This window comes from Streptomyces sulfonofaciens (assembly GCF_014656295.1).
GTDB classification, from domain to species: domain Bacteria; phylum Actinomycetota; class Actinomycetes; order Streptomycetales; family Streptomycetaceae; genus Streptomyces; species Streptomyces sulfonofaciens.
The window spans coordinates 107972-123430 of the sequence record NZ_BNCD01000019.1 but is presented as its reverse complement, the minus strand read 5'-3'; the positions used below and the strand labels follow the sequence as shown (position 1 = coordinate 123430).

Genomic DNA, 15459 nt, shown 5'->3' with positions numbered 1-15459 from the left:
CAGAAACGATGAGGCATTCCGATCAGGCCGGCGGTTCCGATCCGAGAAGAGGCGTCGCGCGGGCGTACCGCCGACCTCACCACTTGGCGCATTCCCGGCGCAGAGCGACGTGGAACGCGCGAAACACACTGATTTACGGCTTTCGTTGGGGGCGCACGCCGGTCGCCCAGGGAGCATCAGCGTTGTGCGCGCGCCAAGGGGCGCCTTCCGAAACGGCTGTCGAAACGTTAATTCGGGGGATGCCGGGGCAGTTGGGTGGAGTTGAACATGTCGGTCTTGTGAGGAGTCTGTGGTGATACAGGTGATGGTCATGCACCGGGTGGACATCATGCGGGACGCCCTGGTGGCCCTGCTGCGGATGGAGCAGATGCTCGCCGAGCCCCTTCTCACCGGTTCGGGCCGGCGTGCCCCGGCGTGCCCTCCCGGCGCGTCGCCGCAGGGGGAAGTGGCGCTGCCCCTCGTCTGCGTGGCCGACGACGACTGCCTGGAGGACCTGTCAGCCCTCCCGGCCCCGCCTGGAGAGGCACCGTGTACGAAGGCCGAGGCTGCCCGCCCCGGCCAGGACAGCCCTGTTCTGCTGGTGCTCACCGGCCCCCGCAGACCGGGCCGGCTACGCCGGGCCATAGACGTCGGTGCCCTGGGCTACGTCGACAAGTACGGCGCGCCGGGGCGATTAGTGGAGGGGATCCGCACCGTGGCATCGGGCGAGCGATTCGTCGACGAATCGCTCGCCTTCGACTTTCTCCAGGCGGGGCAGACGCTGCTGACGCCCCGCGAACTGAACGTGCTGTCCCTGGCGGCCGAGGGCGCCCCGGTCGGCGACATCGCCGACGCACTGCACCTGGCCTGCGGCACGGTACGCAACTACCTGGCCTCCGCCATCCGCAAGGTCGGTGGCCGCAACCGGCTGGACGCCATCCGCATCTCCCGCCGGGCGGGCTGGATCTGAGGACGGTCTCGGGCGAGGGGGGACCTGCCCGGCGCGGTGCCGATGTGCGGGACCTCGCAGGCGGCCCCCAGGTGCCGGCGGCGGCGAGGCGCGTCCCGCGGCACCGCGCCGTGTTGCGGGGCGCCACCGGCCCGAGGCGGGCACGCGCCTCATCGGCCGCCGACGCCGCAGCGGCCGGCGGCCCCCCGTTCCGCTCGCACGGTCGAGCCGCGCCCATCCGTCGCCGCGGCGGGATCCACCTCTGCCGCCGGGCGCCGCCTGTGGGGGGTTCCCGCTGCGGCCTCTCGGCCGGCTCAGGCCCCGCCCTTGCCGCCGCCCGGCCGGACGGCTGACCAGTACCCCGTCATCTCCCGGTAGGCGGCCGAGCGGCGCAGCAGGTCGTCGTGGGTGCCGAGCGCGGTGCGGGGGCCGTCCAGGACCAGCACCCGGTCCGCCCGGCGGGCGGACGACAGCCGATGGGCGACCACGATCAGCGTCCCCGGACGCGCCGCGAACGCGCTTTCGGCCGATGCCTCCGCGGCCGGGTCAAGGTGGCACGTCGCCTCGTCGAGGATCACCAGCGGGGCGGGCGAGACATAGGCCCGGCACAGGGCCAGCAACTGCCGCTGCCCCTGGGAAAGCGCAGCCGGGTCGAGGACGGCGTCCGGCCCGCCCAGAGCGGCCAGCAGCGGTGCGGCGCCCAGCAGGGCAGCCGCCCGCAGCAGCCGGTCGGGAGGGGCCGCCGGGTCGAGGAGGCGCAGATTGTCCAGAACGGTACCGGTGAACACGTACGCCTCCTGCGGGATCAGCACCCGCAGCCGGGCCAGCTCCCGTGCCGTGCGCCCCGCGACCGGTGTGCCGCCCAGCCAGACCGCACCCTGGTCGGGGGCCAGCAGCCCGGCCAGCACGCTGGTGAGGGTCGACTTGCCGATGCCGCTGGGCCCCACCACCGCCAGGTGCTCCCCCTGCGCCACGGCCAGGTCCAGACCGTCGAGCACCGGCAGTGCCGTGGGGCCGTAGCGCATGCTCACGCCGTCGGCCAGCACCGCCGGCGGCGTGCGGCCGTGCCGTGCGCGCGGTACCCGCCCGGCGGGCGCGGCCGGCGGGCCCGCCGCGGGTGGCTGCGGCCGCGGCTCGACGGGCTCGCGTGCGAAGCGCTCCAGCACCACCAGCAGCCGTGAACCGGCGGTGCCCAGCGCCGCCATCAGCGTGTGCAGCGCAGGCAGCAGCGACTGCACGAGGAAGGTGAAGGCGCCCGCCAGCTCACCGGCCGTGACCCCCTGCCGCAGCAGCCAGGGGGCGAGTGACAACAGCGCGACCACCGGAAGCTGTCCGGCGGCGCCCAGCGTCAGCGTCCGCACCGCCGCCCAGCGGGCCAGGTGCAGGCTCGCCCGCCGGGCGGCGTCGATGGCGGCCCCGGTGCGCGCGCCCACCTCGTCACCGGCCCCGCAGGCCGTGACGTCGCGCAGGCCCGCCGCAACTCCGCTGGCCCGGTCGGCCAGGGCCTCGTCGGCGTCCAGGAAGACCCGCTGCGCCCGGGCCATGGGACGCAGCGCGGCGAGCAGCAGCGACAGTCCCAACAGCAGCGGGGGCAGCACCGGGACCAGCAGAACGGGCGCCAGCGTGAGCAACCCCGCCACCGTGCCCACCGAGTGGAACACGAACGACCGTGCCGTGAGCACCAACCCCGCGAACCCGTCGCGCACCAGCTCCGTCTGCTGGGTGAGCCGGGACACCGCTTTGAGGTCCACCCCGGCGGGGTCGGCCAGGGCCCGGTGCAGCGCGGCGGACACCGCGCGGTGCACCAGGGCGTCACGCAACGGCTCGACGAGCTCCGCAAGCTGGGTGAAGACGCCCCGCACCACGGGCGCCGCGGTGAACGCAGCCGCCGCGGCGACGGCGAGCCAGGCCAGACCGATCGTGGTGCGGCCGGCGAGGAACCCGGCGTCGAGGGCACGGGCCAGGCAGTAGCCGGTCAGGAAGGTCTGCGCGGACTCCAGCAGGGACCAGGCGGCCAGCACCAGGACCGCCCGTCGCCGGTCGGCGAGGAAGCGCAGCCCCCGTCCGGGCACGCCGCCCGCCGGCCGCCCTCCCGTGCTCCCGGGCGGTGCCCCGGTGCCCCTCACCGGCCCGGCCCGGACGTCGGGGCGGCGCCGGACTCCGGCGTGCGCCCGGGGCCCGGCGCGTGGTCGCGCTCCGGGCGCACGCCGGAGTCCGGCGGGGTGAACACGGCGCGGTAGCCGGGGTGGCGCTCCAGGCTGTGGTGCGGACCCACCCCGCGGACCGTCCCGTTCTCCAGCCAGACCACCAGGTCGGCCCCCGCCGCGGTGGCGAGCCGGTGGGCCACCACCACGCGGGTGCGCGCCCGGACGGTGTGGGTCAGGGCGTGCTGCACCCGCTGCTCGGTGACCGTGTCCAGGCTGGAGGTGGCGTCGTCCAGGATGAGCAGCCGCTGTGCCTGCGCGAACGCCCGCGCCAGACCGAGGCGCTGCAACTCGCCGCCGGACAGCGAGGCCGCCCCGGGCGGCGTGTCGTACCCGCGGGGCAGCAGGCGCACGAACGGTTCGGCACTCGCCGCCCGGGCCGCCTCCCGCACCCGCGCTAGCGCCGCACCGCCGGCGGACGTGCAGGGCGAGAGGGCGGCGGTGAGGGTGTCGCCGAAGAGGAAGGGACGGGCGAAGGCGAAGGCGACCGCCTGCCGCAGCGACGCCCGGTCCACCTCCCGCAGATCCACGCCGTCCAGCAGGACATGGCCTTCGGTCGGGTCGGCCAGCCGGCCCATCACGGCCGCCAGAGCCGACTTGCCCGCCCCCGATCGGCCCACGACCGCCACCGTCGCGCCACCGGGCACGTGCAGGTCGACGTCGCGCAGCACCGTCCGGCCGTCCCGTACGACGCACACCCCGCGCAGGTCGACAGTACCGGCGCCGTCCGGCGGCAGCGCGCGCCTGCCGTAGCCGAGTTCGGGCAGGGCGATGAGGCCGGTGAGCCGTCCGGCCGCCGCACGTGCGCGTACGAGGGTGCCGAGCGGACCGGCGACGGCGCCGAGTCCCGCGGCCAGCGCCGCGTACCGGGAGGCGGCCAGCAGGTCCCCCACACTGATCACGCCGGCCGCCAGGCGCAGCCCGCCGACGGCCAGTACCCATGTGGTGAGCAGGGGCATCAGCACACTGCTGTGTGCCACCGCCTTGCCGTGTGCCCGCCACATCAGGGCACCCTGTTCGGCCAGGGCCGGCAGCGGGGCGAGGACGCGGTCCCGCTCGGGTGCGAAAAGACCGGCGGCGGCGATGGTGCGGGCCCCCGACAGCGCCTCGCCGAGCCGCGACGCCACCTGCGACTGGATGTGCTGGTACCGCGCGACGCTGTGGGAGGAGGTGCGGGCGAAGGCGCGCAGCACCAGTACCAGCAGCGGCAGCCCGGCGGCGAACGCGGCGGCCGTCCACGGGTCGATCACGGCCAGGGCGATGACGGCGCCCACCGGCAGGGGGAGCGCGGCCGCCAGCGCGGCCGCGGCCGGCGGGCCGGAACCGGCCTCCGCGGCGTTGGCCGTGAGACGGGTGGCGACGCTGCCGGGCGTGAAGCGTGCGGCATCGCCCGGGGGCGCGCCCAGCAGTCGTGCCATCGCCCGGTGGCGCACCCAGGCGGTGGCGTGTGCGGCGACACCGCCGGTGAGCCGGGCGGCGACGGCGTCCAGTACGACCTCGGCGGTCATGAGCGCCGCGCACAGGCCGAGCGGGCGGCCGACGGCGCCGTGGTGCAGGAGCGCATCGAGGACCCGCCCGACCACGGCGGGCGTGGCGAGCGATGCGGCGGCCGACGCCAGTGTGCAGCCGAGGACCGCGATCGTGCCGGGTCCGCTCTGCCGGACGAGGCGCACGAGAAGCCGGAACCCGGGGGAGCGTGTGGCACGTGCCGCCGGTCCGCGGATGGGCACCATGGGGGACGGGACCTCCTGGGAGCGGCCGGGCAGGACAGCGGCGCCGCGCGGCCGGCGCGGAGCCGGCGAGGGGGCGGCGTGCGGCGGGGGCCCCGGACGGCGGACCGTCCGGGACCCCGGCTCGACCACGGTGGGACACCGCGGTCGTCGCTCTCGGCGCTGTGCGGCTCAGCCGCAGGTGACCACGCTCAGGCTGCTGTCCCCGCACAGGAGCAGGCTCGCCTGGCTGCCGGTGGCGACGTCGCCCGCGGCCTCGTCCTTCGGGGTCTCCAGCGACTGCAGGTCAAGCAGGTTCATGATGTTTCCTCTCTTCTCTGCGGACGGAGGTGCTCTGTTTCGGCTCCCGAGCGGGAGCCGGCTCATGGGGCCGCGCAAGCGGCGGAAGGAAGGGCAAGTGCGCCGGGCTCTCGTGCCGGGCCGCGGCGAGTGCCAGGAGGCATCCGGCGGTGCCCGTCGACAGGTCCATGGACAGCCGCATCATCTGCTCGCCGGGGAAGGCCAGGTGGCCCCGGTAGGTCATGGCGTGCCAGGTCAGCAGGTCGATCAGGCGGTCCACGTCGCCCTCGTGCAGCGCCGGGCCCCGGTAGGGGGTGCGGCTCAGGTACAGCACCATCCCGGCCGCGCCCCGCATCAGACCCGGCTGCACGTAGAAGGAGGACCGGGCGGCGGTGACGATGCCCTGTCCGGCTCGGGCGAAGCGCTCGTCGTCGCGGTGGGCGAGGTAGTCGTCGAGCACCATGCCGATGCCCACGCTGCCCGCCCCGAGGTACGGCATGGTCCGCCAGCCCTCGTCGACCTGGAGGGCGCCGCCCCCGACGGCCCTGCACCGGTCCAGGTCGCGTCCGAGCGCGTCAGCGGCCAGGTCGAGCAGGGCGTCGTCACCGGTGCGCTCGTGGCGGCGGACGAAGAGCAGCGCAGGTCCGGCGGCCCCGTACAGGAGACCGGCCCGCGGCAGCGGCGAGCGGGTGTCCCGCAGTGCCCCGGCGACCAGGTCGGTGCAGCGCTGCGCGGCCTCGTCGAAACCGCCCTCGCCGCAGGACGCGCCGAGTGAGTCGAGCGCCAGGCCGAGTCCGGCGAGCCCGCCGTGCAGGTGGGGCGGGAGGGCTTCCCACGGCTCTTCGAGGATCCTGTCCACCAGGCGCACGGCGTCCTCGGTGTGTCCCAGACGGTGGAGTGTCCAGGCCATGCCGGCGAGCCCGTCGTAGAAGCCGAGTGCGGTGCCCTCGGCGGGCTCGCGCGCGGCACGCAGCAGCCACTCCTCGCCCGCGGGGTGGCGCCCGGCACCGCTCTCGGCCAGCGCGTACAGCACTCCGGCGGTGCCGTACCCGAAGGACGCTCCGCCGCCTGCTCGGGCGAACTGGGCGATGTCTCCCGGGAAGCAGCGGTCCGAGCGGTGCGGGGTGGCAGAGGCGTGCAGGGCCGCGGCCATGGAGGCACGGCTGCGCGGCCAGTCACCGGGCCGCACCGGCAGGTAGGAGCGCGGCGCGGGGTGTGCTCCCGGGGTACCGGCGGCAGCCGGGTCGCGGAGTATCTCGGCGACTGCCTCGTCCAGGAAGGCACGGTCGACGGGGAAGTGCTCCGCCACCACGTCCGCCAGGTGCGCGGCCTTGCCGCGGTCGATCGCCAACAGGCTCGTCAGCGGCAGGAAGAGGGCGAGACGCAGGCACGCCAGGGCGTACCGGTCGATGTCGAAGCCGCGCCGGTCGGGCGGTGCGACGAAGCCCGGGTTGGCCACCGTCTGCCGGCCCGACTCGGCGACGTCACCGGCCGCCTCGAAGTCCAGCAGGGTCACCTTCGACTCGTCGTCGGAGACCATGACGTTGAACAGGTGCAGATCGGTGAAGACCATGCCGCGCCCGTGCACGGCCCGCACGGCCTCCTCCACCAGGCGGTGGATGCGCAGTGCCCACCGGGTGTACTCCGCCAGCCGCTGCTCGCTCGGGTCGGCGTCGACCAGCGGGTGGCGCCGGGCGAAGAAGGTGTTGAGGGGCTCGCCGGCGATGTGGTCGAGCACCAGGAAGTGGTGGTCCCCGCGGACGAACCAGTCCCGCACCTCGGGCGCGCAGCCCAGGCCCGACAGCCGCTCCAGTGCCCGCCGCTCCCGGTGCAGGCGGGTCACCGCGTCGGCACCGTCCGCGGCGAGCCCGGCGTGCGGCCGCGCCTCCTTCAGCACCACGGTCCGGCCGGTCCGCTCGTCGCGGGCCACGTAGACACCGCCGCCGTTGGAGAAGTGCAGGGCCCGCTCGACGGTGTACGGCAGCCCCGCCAGGGTGACGGCCTCGCGGGCGTCGAGGTGCGGCTTCAGGAACGCCGGCGGTTCCACCCAGTCGGGCACCCGGAAGACGGGGCCCCTGACGTCGGGTACGAGTCGTCCCGCCGCGTCCTCGAGCGCGGGCACCAGTTCGCCGTCCGCGTCGTAGCAGTGCCGCTGCGTGAAGCTGCCGTAGCGCAGGTGGACGGGTCCGCGCCCCCAGCGCAGGTCACTGAGGATGTACGGGCCCGGCTCCCCGGCCAGGAGCACGTCCAGGTCCCCGGCGACGGCGCGGCACTGCTCGTCGTCGGCCGGGTAGACGGTGGCGAACTTTCCGCTCGCGCCCCGGTCCGCGTACTTGGCGTTGCGGTTGTGCAGCAGGTACGGGCTCGGTACGAACTTGAAGGCGATGCGGCGCGCGAGGCAGTAGGCCACCAGCCGGTCGAGGACGGACTCGGCGTTGTCGAGGCAGGCCGACACATGGATCTTCCAGCCCTGTGCGGGCAGTCGGTGGCCGGCCGGCCGCAGGGCGAGCCAGTCGCCGACGGTGTGCCGCTGCCATCCCGGTGGCACCGGGGCCGTTGCCGCCGCGTACGGGGCCGTCCGGTTCGGTCCGCGCCGGGAGCGCCGGTGCGGCGCGTCGTAGAAGTGCGCGTCGGCATCGCAGTAGACGGCGTAGCCCTTGTTCACCCCAGCTCCCTCGGTCGGCGGCAGCACTTACGCTGTCACTCCGTCCGGGGGCTCCAACAGTCGCCGATGTCACCTGCCTGACGTGCAGTACGCACGAGTAACACGGCGGTTCCGGGACGCCCGTGCGCGCCGGGGGATGCCGGCGACGGTGCCGTCGACCTGGTGCGCCGCCGGGCAACCGGCCGCCGTACGGCAGGAGGATCCGTTGCGTCACACAGCGGCCGGGGTGGGGGCCTGCTTGCCCAGGGCCTGCCGTCTCCTTGGTTCCGTTGGTTCCGTTGGTTCCGTGCTCGTGCTTCACATGCGCCGGGCCAACGCGGTGGTCCCGGCCCCGTCCAGGTGACGGAGGGCGTGGGCGCGGCCGGCCAGGACGGAGATGAGGTGCTCTGCCGCGCCGACAACCTCCAGAGCGGGGTCGCCTCGTCGGCTCCAGCCGGTGTCGGCCGCGCGCAGGGTGAGGCCACGGGCTCGCGCGGTGGCCGGCACGAACGGATTGGGGACGGTCGTCTCGACGGTGAGGACCGCTTCTGCCACCTCGCGCGCGAGAGCGGCCGGTCTGCCCAGGGCGAGGGCTATGTCGAGGTGGTGGACGACGTGGTCGCCCAGCATCAGCGGGGCGGGGAGCAGGCGTCCGATGCCGCGGGGCCGGGCCCGTCGCCGGTCGAATTCGTCGATGAGCTCACTCGCGGTCCGGTGTCGGGCGTAGCGGCGGCTGATGTCCTCGTTGGTGGCGTCGAACGATCCGCGGTGGCGGGCCATGGCGGCCAGCAGACGGCTCAGCGGAAGGTGCAGGCCGAGTGCGAGGTGGGCGAGCACGTCCTTGTTCGTCCAGCCCGCGCACAGGCTGGGACGGTCCCACTCCTCTTCGGTGAGGGCGCGGGCGAAGGCGGAGAAGTTGTCGTCCTGGAGCCTGCTGAGCGTGTTGTGGTCAGGCATCGCCGACCTCGCTCGCGGGCTCGGCGGCGAGGTGCCGGGTGAGAAAGGCGACCTGGTCGCGGAGGATGCCGTCCACGAGCGGCGGGTGGTAGACCTCGAAGTGGTCGGCGGGATAGCGGATCGCTGTGCCGCGGGGAGCGAGATCAGCCGTCCTGACGGCGATGCGCGGGTCCATGAGGGTCTCGTGGTCGGACACGCACACGAGCAGCGGCGCTCGAACGGCTTTCGCACGCCGCGAGGCGTTGAGCTTGATCAGCTCGAAGCCGATCGATGCGGTGACGCGGTTGTCGAAGCTGCCACCCGGCGGGACCATTCCGTACCAGCCTTCCTTGGCCCCCGGGACGGTCACGATCGCTGTGCCGCCCGGTTCGTCGACGATCGCGACGTAGCGGCGCGGCAGGCCCAGCGCAGCGCGGACCAGGTCACTGGCGATGGGCCGGGCCAGCCTGGTGATCGCGCGGAACCCGGAACTGGTTGCGGCGTTCATGGTGTTCAGGACAGGGCACTGGACGACGGCGGCGGCGATCTCGGGGTGTTCGGCCGCCGCGAGCAGGACGTGGGTGGCCCCCATCGAGGTTCCCCACAAGGCGATCCTGGTCGGATCGATGCGGGGGTCGCCGGCGGTGAAGGCCAGCGCGGCGTCCACGTCGGCGAGCTGGCGGGGGATCGAGACGAGCTGGCGGGGCGTGCCCTCGGAGGCGCCGATGTGCCGGAAGTCGAAGGCGACGACGGCGATGCCCGCGGCAGCGAACGCCTGCTCGTACCTGTCGAGCCGCATGTCATGGGTGGCTCCGAAGCCGTGGACGAGCACGACGGCAGGCCAGGGGCCCTGGCCCGTGGGGCAGGTGATCCAGGCCGCGCAGCGGTGTCCCCGGGAGATGAAAGAAGTGCGGTGTGTCTCAAGCATCTGGAGGTGGACTCCGTCCCTGTACGTACGTTGTACGTGTAGTACCTTGGGTTACGTACAACGTACGTGTCAAGTAGGGGGAGCACCTGCCGATGAGAGCCCGGTTCACTCTTGCGGAGATCCAGTGGCACGCGCTGGACATCGTCGACCGCGACGGCCTGCCCGCGCTCACCATGCGTTCGCTGGCCGCAGCCCTGCGTACCGGCCCCATGACGCTGTACAACTACGTCGACGGGCGCGAGGCACTGGAAGAACTCGTGGTCGACGCGGTTTCCGCATGTGTCCATGTCCCGGAACCCACCGGCGACTGGGCCGCCGACACCCGAGCGGTGGCCACCGCCCTGTGGCGGGCCGTCCGTGCGCACCCGGCCGCCGTCCCGCTCGTCCTCACCCGTCGTACGTCGTCGCCCGCCAGTCTCGCCCCGGCGGAGGCGCTGGCCTCGGCGCTGGCCGGCGGCGGGCTGGGCGAGGATGACCTGCTGGTCGCCTTCCGCACCGTCATGAGCTTCGTCATGGGCATCGCCCAGGCCGAACTCGCCGGTCCGCTCACCCGCGAGACCACTCGCGAGTCGGCAGCCCGGCGCATGAGCACCCTGGCCGAGGGAAGTCTTCCCACGCTCGCCGGTCTGGCCCACCTCGGTGCCGCGCTCGCGGACCAGGAGTTCGAGCGCGGGCTCGACATGGTCCTTGCCGGGATCCGGCAGGTGGCCGTGCGGCCGCACGACCGCGGTTGAGAAGGCACCGGCGGCGCGCCGCATCGTGCCCCCGCAGTCGCAGGGTCCGGCACGCTGACAGCATTTCGTCGCGGGGCCCTGGACGCCGCCCGGCAGCTTCCTCACGCGGAGCGCCCCTGCCCGTCGGGCGGCAGGCCCCTGACTCACCTGCGCGACTGAGCCCCGGACGCCGACCGTGCGCGAAGGGTCCTCAAGGCAGCGCGACCGCACCCCCGGCCCGCCCCGGTGCCCCTGTGCACCACCCGGCGCAGGACCCGGACGGAACGGAACCGGGGGAACCGGGGAACCGGGATTCAGGAAGAGGCGGTCATGGGGAACCGTGCCCCGCAGGGGCTGGGCGGAGGGCCGGGCGGGAGGCCAGGAGGACGGCGAGCAGGGCGACGGCAGCGGCCCCGGCCCAGCCGGCGAGGCGGTAGGCGGAGGCACCCACGGCGCCGCCGGCGCTGTTGCCGACGTAATAGGCCGTCAGATAGAGCGCCGAGGCCTGGGCCCGCCCGGAGGCGGCCGTGCGGCTGACCGCGCCGGAGGCGACCGAGTGACCGATGAAGAAGCCCGCGGTGATGAGCACGAGGCCGAGCAGGACCAGGGCGAGCGGCCCGGCCAGCGTCAGCAGGAGGCCCGCCGCGCAGAGCGTGAGGCCGACCGCGAACGCACCGCGCCGCCCCAGCCGGGCCTGCAGCGCACCGGACGCCGCGGACGTCCCCGTCCCCACCAGGTAGACGAGGAAGATCGCGCCGACCGCCGCCTGCGACAGGTGGTACGGCGCGGCCGTCAGCCGATAGCCCAGCAGGGTGTAGACCGAGCCGAACACGGCGGAGAACAGCGGCCCCACCGCGTACAGTCGCCGCAGCCGCACATCGCGAACGTGGCGGGAGACCGTGCGCCACAGTGCCGCCAGATGCACCGGAGCCGGTGTGAAGTGCCGGGCCGGCGGGGCCAGCAGGCGGAAGGCCACCGCGCAGGCCAGCGCGGTCAGACCGATCCCGAGCAGCGCGGCCCGCCACCCGTACGCCTGCGACAGCGCACTCCCGGCGACGCGGCCGCTCATCCCGCCGATGGAGTTGCCCGCGACGTACAGGCCGATCGCCGAGGGGACGGCGCAGGGCTGGACCTCCTCCGCGAGGTAGGCCATCGCCGTGGCCGGCAGGCCGGCCAGCGCCACGCCCTGCACCGCGCGCAGCGCGACCAGCACGGCCGGGTTCGGGGCGAACGGCACGGCGAGCGCGAGCAGCGAGGCCCCGAGGACCGAGGCCGTCATCACCGTGGTACGCCCGTACTTCTCGCTGAGCGCGCTGACCGGCAGCAGTGCGACGGCCAGCGCGCCGGTCGACGCGGTCACCGTCAGGCTGGCCTGCGCGGGCGTGAGGTGCAGACCTGAGGACAGCGCGGGCAGCAGCGCCTGGGTGGAGTAGAGCAGTGCGAAGGTGGCAAGGCCGGCGGCGAACAGGGCCAGGTTCGCCCGGCGGTACGCCGAAGTGCCCTTGCGAAGACGGGTGTCTGCGGTGGTGTCGGCTCGGGCGGTGGGCCGGCGGGGGCGCACCCCCGCCGCCCCGGTGTCGGCCGCCCCGGTGTCGGCAGAGCTCATGCAGCGAACGTAGGATTGCGCGCTTCCATGCGTCCAATGCATGGAAGAGGCGTTGTTGATGTACAGCCGTATCAGGTGAGGCGAGGAGAGTCGTCATGGACCCCGATGAGACGTACGACACTCCGCGGGTGGCCGCCGAGCTTGATCCCGACGCCTGGGCGGCGCTCCTCGCGCCGCGCCTGGCGCAGTTCGTCGCGGTCGCCCGGCATGAGCATGTGACGCGTGCGGCCCAGCAGTTGGGCATGCCGCAGCCCACCCTCAGCCGGGCGCTGGCCCGGCTGGAGGGCGACCTCGGTGTGACCCTGTTCGCCCGGCAGGGCCGCAGGCTGCGGCTGACCCGGGCGGGGGTCACGTTCCGCGGTGCTGCCGAGCGGGCCCTTGCGGAGGTGGAGCGCGCCGCGGAGTCCGTACGGGTGGAGGCCGGTCGGATCTCGTTCGGCTTCCTGCACACGCTGGGGCCTGAGACCGTGCCGGAGCTGCTGCGGGCGTTCCGCGTGGACCACCCGCAGGTGCGGTTCCAACTGGTGCAGACATATGGAGAGGCGATGCTGGAGCGGCTGCGTGCCGGCACGCTCGACCTGTGCGTGACCTCTCCGCTGCCGGACGAGCCCGGCCTGGTCGCCCGGCGCCTCGCCGAGCAGCGTCTGCGGCTGGTGGTGCCGAACGGGCACCGGCTGGCCGGGCGGCGCCGGGCTCGGTTGGCGGAGGTGGCGGGAGAGCCGTTCGTCACCCTGGAGCCCGGATTCGGGCTGCGCCGGATCACCGACGCCCTCTGCGCGGAGGCGGGGTTCACTCCGCGGGTCGCCTTCGAGGGCGAGGAGGTGGAGACCCTGCGCGGACTGGTCGCGGCCGGGCTCGGCGTCGCCCTGCTCCCGTCGCCGCCGGTGCCGCGGGCCGGGGTCACCGAGTTGGACGTCGTCGGTCAGCGGGCCGTTCGCGAGATCGGGGTCGCCTGGCTCCGCGGCCAGACGGACGCACCGCCGCTGGCCGCCTTCAAACGCTTCCTCCTCTCCCGCAGGGGCCACCTGTGAACTGCGCGTGCCCGGTCGGGTCGTTGCCGCCTGCCCGGTGCGCGGGAGTGTGGGGACCCTGCTCCACCCGGGCCTGGTCGACGGGCACATCGGCCGCCGCCGGTGGAACGGGAGCGCCTGCGCGTGCCCGGCGCGCAGGTCCGGTCCCCAGGACAGGCGGGGCCCGAAGACCGTCCTGCGTCCAGCCCGGTGGGCTGCCGGCGGACGCTGCGCGCACACCGTGCCCGCCTACACTCGGCGGTGGCCCGGGTACCGGAGTGCAGGCCGCTGCCGGCAGGACGACAGGGAGACACCGTGGAACGCATCGGGATCATCGGGGTGGGCGAGATCGGCCGGGCCATCGTGGAGGGCCTGTGCGACGGTGTCGAGGAGCCGCCCGAGGTGTTCCTCTCGCCGCGCGGGGCCGGTGCCGCCGCCGAACTCTCCCGGCGCCATCGAAACGTACGGGTGTGCGTCGACAACCAGGACGTGGCGAACCGCTCCGATGTGGTGGTCATCGCCGTCCGGCCCCAGGACCGCTCCGAGGCCCTCGCCGCGCTCCGGATCGGCGGGGACACCGTCGTGATCAGCCTGATGGCGGGCGTCGGTATCGGCGAGTTGCGCCGGACGCTCGGAGCCGTCGGCCCGCTGGTGCGTGCCATCCCGGTGCCCGCGGTGCGCGAGCGCGGGTCCGTCACCGTCACCCACCCCTCGCACCCGGTCGCGGACGCCCTCTTCGACCGCCTCGGCGGGGTGCTCCCGGTCGCGGACGAAGCGGCCTTCAACGTGTTCTCCGCACTGACGGCCACGGTGTCCACGCACTACCGGTTCCTGGCGACGCTCACCGCCTGGGCATCCCGGCAGGGCGTTCCCGCCGAGGACGCGGACCGCTACGTCCGGGGCCTCTTCCAGGGCGTCGGGCGCGCGCTGGACGACGGTGCGAGCTCTCTGGAGCAGCTTGCCAAAGAGCACGAGACGCCGAAGGGGAACAACGAGCGCATACGCACCACGTGGTTCGACAGGTCCAACTCCGACGCCCTGACCAGGGCACTCGACGGGCTCCTCGCCGATCTCAAGTAGCCGCCTCGCCGGCCGCGGCCTCGCCGGCCGCCGTCCCGCCAGCCGCGGCGCGCACGCCCCGTGCCGCCGGCGCGGGCCATCGCCGCGGGCCGCTCCACGGACCGCCTCGTGCGCCGGGACAGGCGGTGGTGCTTCGCCGAACGCCGCCTGACCCCTCGGAACGTCGTCGGCGGGCGGGCCGCCGCCTGCACCGTGGGTGGCTGAGGGGGAGGGACCGTCGCGGCGCGTCGGGCGGTAGTCCCGGTGATCTTCGCGGGCCCTCTCGCTGACACGGGTCACATGGCCACCGGGAGCAGGCCGGCCGGCTCCGGCACCCCGCACCGGAGGCCCGCCCTGCTCCCGGTGGCCCCCTGGCCGCTGTCCGGGGGCGGGTGAGGCTCCGGCGAGGAGGCGCCGGCCGTCTCTGGCCGGCGCCCCTGCTGTATGCGGATTTATGCGGATGTGTGCGGATCCGGGGGCCGGAAACCCGGTCAGCCCTCGACGACGCCGGACTTGGCGATCGTGATCTTGGCCTTCGTGGCGCCGCTGCCCGAGCCCAGGGACTCGATCCGCTTCACGACGTCCATGCCCTCGACCACCTCGCCGAAGACGACGTGCTTGTTGTCCAGCCAGTTGGTGACGATCGTGGTGATGAAGAACTGCGAGCCGTTCGTGTTCGGTCCCGCGTTGGCCATGGAGAGCTGGCCCGGCTTGGTGTGCTTGATCTGGAAGTTCTCGTCGGCGAACTTCTCGCCGTAGATGCTCTTGCCCCCGGTGCCGTTCCCCGCGGTGAAGTCGCCGCCCTGGAGCATGAAATCGGGGATGACCCGATGGAAGCCGGACCCCTCGTACCCGTAGCCGTGCTCGCCCGTGGCCAGCTCACGGAAGTTGCGCGCGGTCTTGGGGACCACGTCGTCGAACAGCGTGAAGACGATCCGTCCGGCAGGCGCGTCGTCGATGGTGATGTCGAAGAAAACGTTGTTGTTCATTGAGCCATGATCACATCCCCCGCGCCTGCGGGGGCGACCGGCCATGACCGACGAGAGGGTGAGGCGCCCGGGGCATGGGGCGGCCTCGCAGGTCACGACGCCGTCCGTCGGCCGCACCGCGGCACGGGGGCTTGGGCTGACTGGTGCTACCTTTAGTCAGCCGGTGGGGGATGTGTCCAGTCAGGACTGGAGTGCGCACATGGCGAACAACGTGATGGCGCTCCGCTTCGGCAAGGGCATGCAGGACGAGCGCCCGCTGTCGCTGAACCTGGTCCACGCCCGGTGCGGCGCCCCCGCCGAGCCCGCTGTGCGCTGCACCGCGTGCCACGACGTCCCGCTGTCCGACGTGGTCGTGACACTCGAACCCCGGTAGGCCGCTGTCGGCCCGGGGGCGGGCACGGGGACCGCGACGGCCGCCCGAGGAGGACGGCGT

12 protein-coding genes and 1 pseudogene are annotated in these 15459 nt (G+C 74.1%); 5 read left to right on the top strand and 8 right to left on the bottom strand.

Features of this window, described 5'->3' with window-relative positions:
• The first annotated feature begins 292 nt into the window (after positions 1 to 292).
• Positions 293 to 949 carry a response regulator transcription factor gene (locus IE313_RS26700; RefSeq protein ID WP_229924982.1) on the top strand — a complete coding sequence of 219 codons (657 nt, stop codon included), beginning with the start codon at positions 293 to 295 and terminating at the stop codon, positions 947 to 949.
• 293 nt (positions 950 to 1242) lie between these two features.
• Here IE313_RS26700 and IE313_RS26695 read toward each other — a convergent pair whose 3' ends face one another.
• The 6 genes and pseudogenes from IE313_RS26695 to IE313_RS26670 form a co-directional block, all read right to left on the bottom strand.
• Positions 1243 to 3000: an ATP-binding cassette domain-containing protein gene (locus IE313_RS26695; RefSeq protein ID WP_229924981.1), complete on the bottom strand. Its 1758-nt coding sequence runs from the start codon at positions 2998 to 3000 to the stop codon at positions 1243 to 1245.
• Between the two features lie 50 nt (positions 3001 to 3050).
• Positions 3051 to 4865, bottom strand: coding sequence for an ABC transporter ATP-binding protein (locus IE313_RS26690; protein WP_189936566.1), 1815 nt, complete (start codon positions 4863 to 4865; stop codon positions 3051 to 3053).
• 168 nt (positions 4866 to 5033) lie between these two features.
• Positions 5034 to 5162 carry a SapB/AmfS family lanthipeptide gene (locus IE313_RS26685; RefSeq protein WP_189936564.1) on the bottom strand — a complete coding sequence of 43 codons (129 nt, stop codon included), beginning with the start codon at positions 5160 to 5162 and terminating at the stop codon, positions 5034 to 5036.
• Positions 5149 to 7806 (bottom strand): class III lanthionine synthetase LanKC, encoded by a 2658-nt coding sequence (gene lanKC / locus IE313_RS26680; RefSeq protein ID WP_189936562.1) that lies wholly within the window; start codon positions 7804 to 7806, stop codon positions 5149 to 5151. Before lanKC ends, IE313_RS26685 begins: the two co-directional genes overlap by 14 nt.
• 297 nt (positions 7807 to 8103) lie before the next feature.
• Complete coding sequence (locus tag IE313_RS26675) at positions 8104 to 8742, bottom strand: maleylpyruvate isomerase family mycothiol-dependent enzyme (protein WP_189936560.1); 639 nt, start codon at positions 8740 to 8742, stop codon at positions 8104 to 8106.
• Positions 8735 to 9664, bottom strand: a pseudogene (locus IE313_RS26670) (alpha/beta hydrolase); the annotation flags it as partial. The gene IE313_RS26675 and the pseudogene IE313_RS26670, both read right to left, overlap by 8 nt.
• Positions 9665 to 9741: 77 nt before the next feature.
• On the opposite strand from IE313_RS26670, the gene IE313_RS26665 reads away from it, so the two are divergent.
• Positions 9742 to 10383, top strand: a complete 642-nt coding sequence (locus IE313_RS26665; protein WP_189936556.1) for a TetR/AcrR family transcriptional regulator C-terminal domain-containing protein — start codon at positions 9742 to 9744, stop codon at positions 10381 to 10383.
• 307 nt (positions 10384 to 10690) lie between these two features.
• Here the strand turns inward: IE313_RS26665 and IE313_RS26660 are convergent, their stop codons facing one another.
• The gene (locus IE313_RS26660; RefSeq protein WP_189936554.1) at positions 10691 to 11968 is read right to left on the bottom strand and encodes an MFS transporter; all 1278 of its coding nucleotides are present in this window, start codon (positions 11966 to 11968) and stop codon (positions 10691 to 10693) included.
• Positions 11969 to 12063: 95 nt separating this feature from the next.
• On the opposite strand from IE313_RS26660, the gene IE313_RS26655 reads away from it, so the two are divergent.
• Entirely contained in the window at positions 12064 to 12999 is a 936-nt protein-coding gene (locus IE313_RS26655) for a LysR family transcriptional regulator (protein ID WP_189936552.1), read from the top strand.
• Between the two features lie 294 nt (positions 13000 to 13293).
• Entirely contained in the window at positions 13294 to 14058 is a 765-nt protein-coding gene (locus tag IE313_RS26650) for an NAD(P)-binding domain-containing protein (protein ID WP_189936550.1), read from the top strand.
• A 470-nt stretch (positions 14059 to 14528) separates the two neighbouring features.
• Here IE313_RS26650 and IE313_RS26645 read toward each other — a convergent pair whose 3' ends face one another.
• Positions 14529 to 15026 (bottom strand): peptidylprolyl isomerase, encoded by a 498-nt coding sequence (locus tag IE313_RS26645; protein WP_189936548.1) that lies wholly within the window; start codon positions 15024 to 15026, stop codon positions 14529 to 14531.
• 199 nt (positions 15027 to 15225) lie between these two features.
• Here IE313_RS26645 and IE313_RS26640 point away from each other — a divergent pair, with 199 nt between their 5' ends.
• On the top strand, positions 15226 to 15399 hold the full coding sequence (locus IE313_RS26640) for a hypothetical protein (RefSeq protein ID WP_189936546.1): 174 nt from the start codon (positions 15226 to 15228) through the stop codon (positions 15397 to 15399).
• Positions 15400 to 15459 lie beyond the last annotated feature (60 nt).

Excerpts from the sequence above, each read along its gene's own strand:
- IE313_RS26690 (WP_189936566.1), bottom strand. The coding sequence starts at position 4,865 with ATGGTGCCCATCCGCGGACCGGCGGCACGTGCCACACGCTCCCCCGGG.
- IE313_RS26685 (WP_189936564.1), bottom strand. The coding sequence starts at position 5,162 with ATGAACCTGCTTGACCTGCAGTCGCTGGAGACCCCGAAGGACGAGGCC.
- IE313_RS26675 (WP_189936560.1), bottom strand. The coding sequence starts at position 8,742 with ATGCCTGACCACAACACGCTCAGCAGGCTCCAGGACGACAACTTCTCC.
- IE313_RS26665 (WP_189936556.1), top strand. The coding sequence starts at position 9,742 with ATGAGAGCCCGGTTCACTCTTGCGGAGATCCAGTGGCACGCGCTGGAC.
- IE313_RS26660 (WP_189936554.1), bottom strand. The coding sequence starts at position 11,968 with ATGAGCTCTGCCGACACCGGGGCGGCCGACACCGGGGCGGCGGGGGTG.
- IE313_RS26655 (WP_189936552.1), top strand. The coding sequence starts at position 12,064 with ATGGACCCCGATGAGACGTACGACACTCCGCGGGTGGCCGCCGAGCTT.
- IE313_RS26645 (WP_189936548.1), bottom strand. The coding sequence starts at position 15,026 with ATGAACAACAACGTTTTCTTCGACATCACCATCGACGACGCGCCTGCC.
- IE313_RS26640 (WP_189936546.1), top strand. The coding sequence starts at position 15,226 with ATGGCGAACAACGTGATGGCGCTCCGCTTCGGCAAGGGCATGCAGGAC.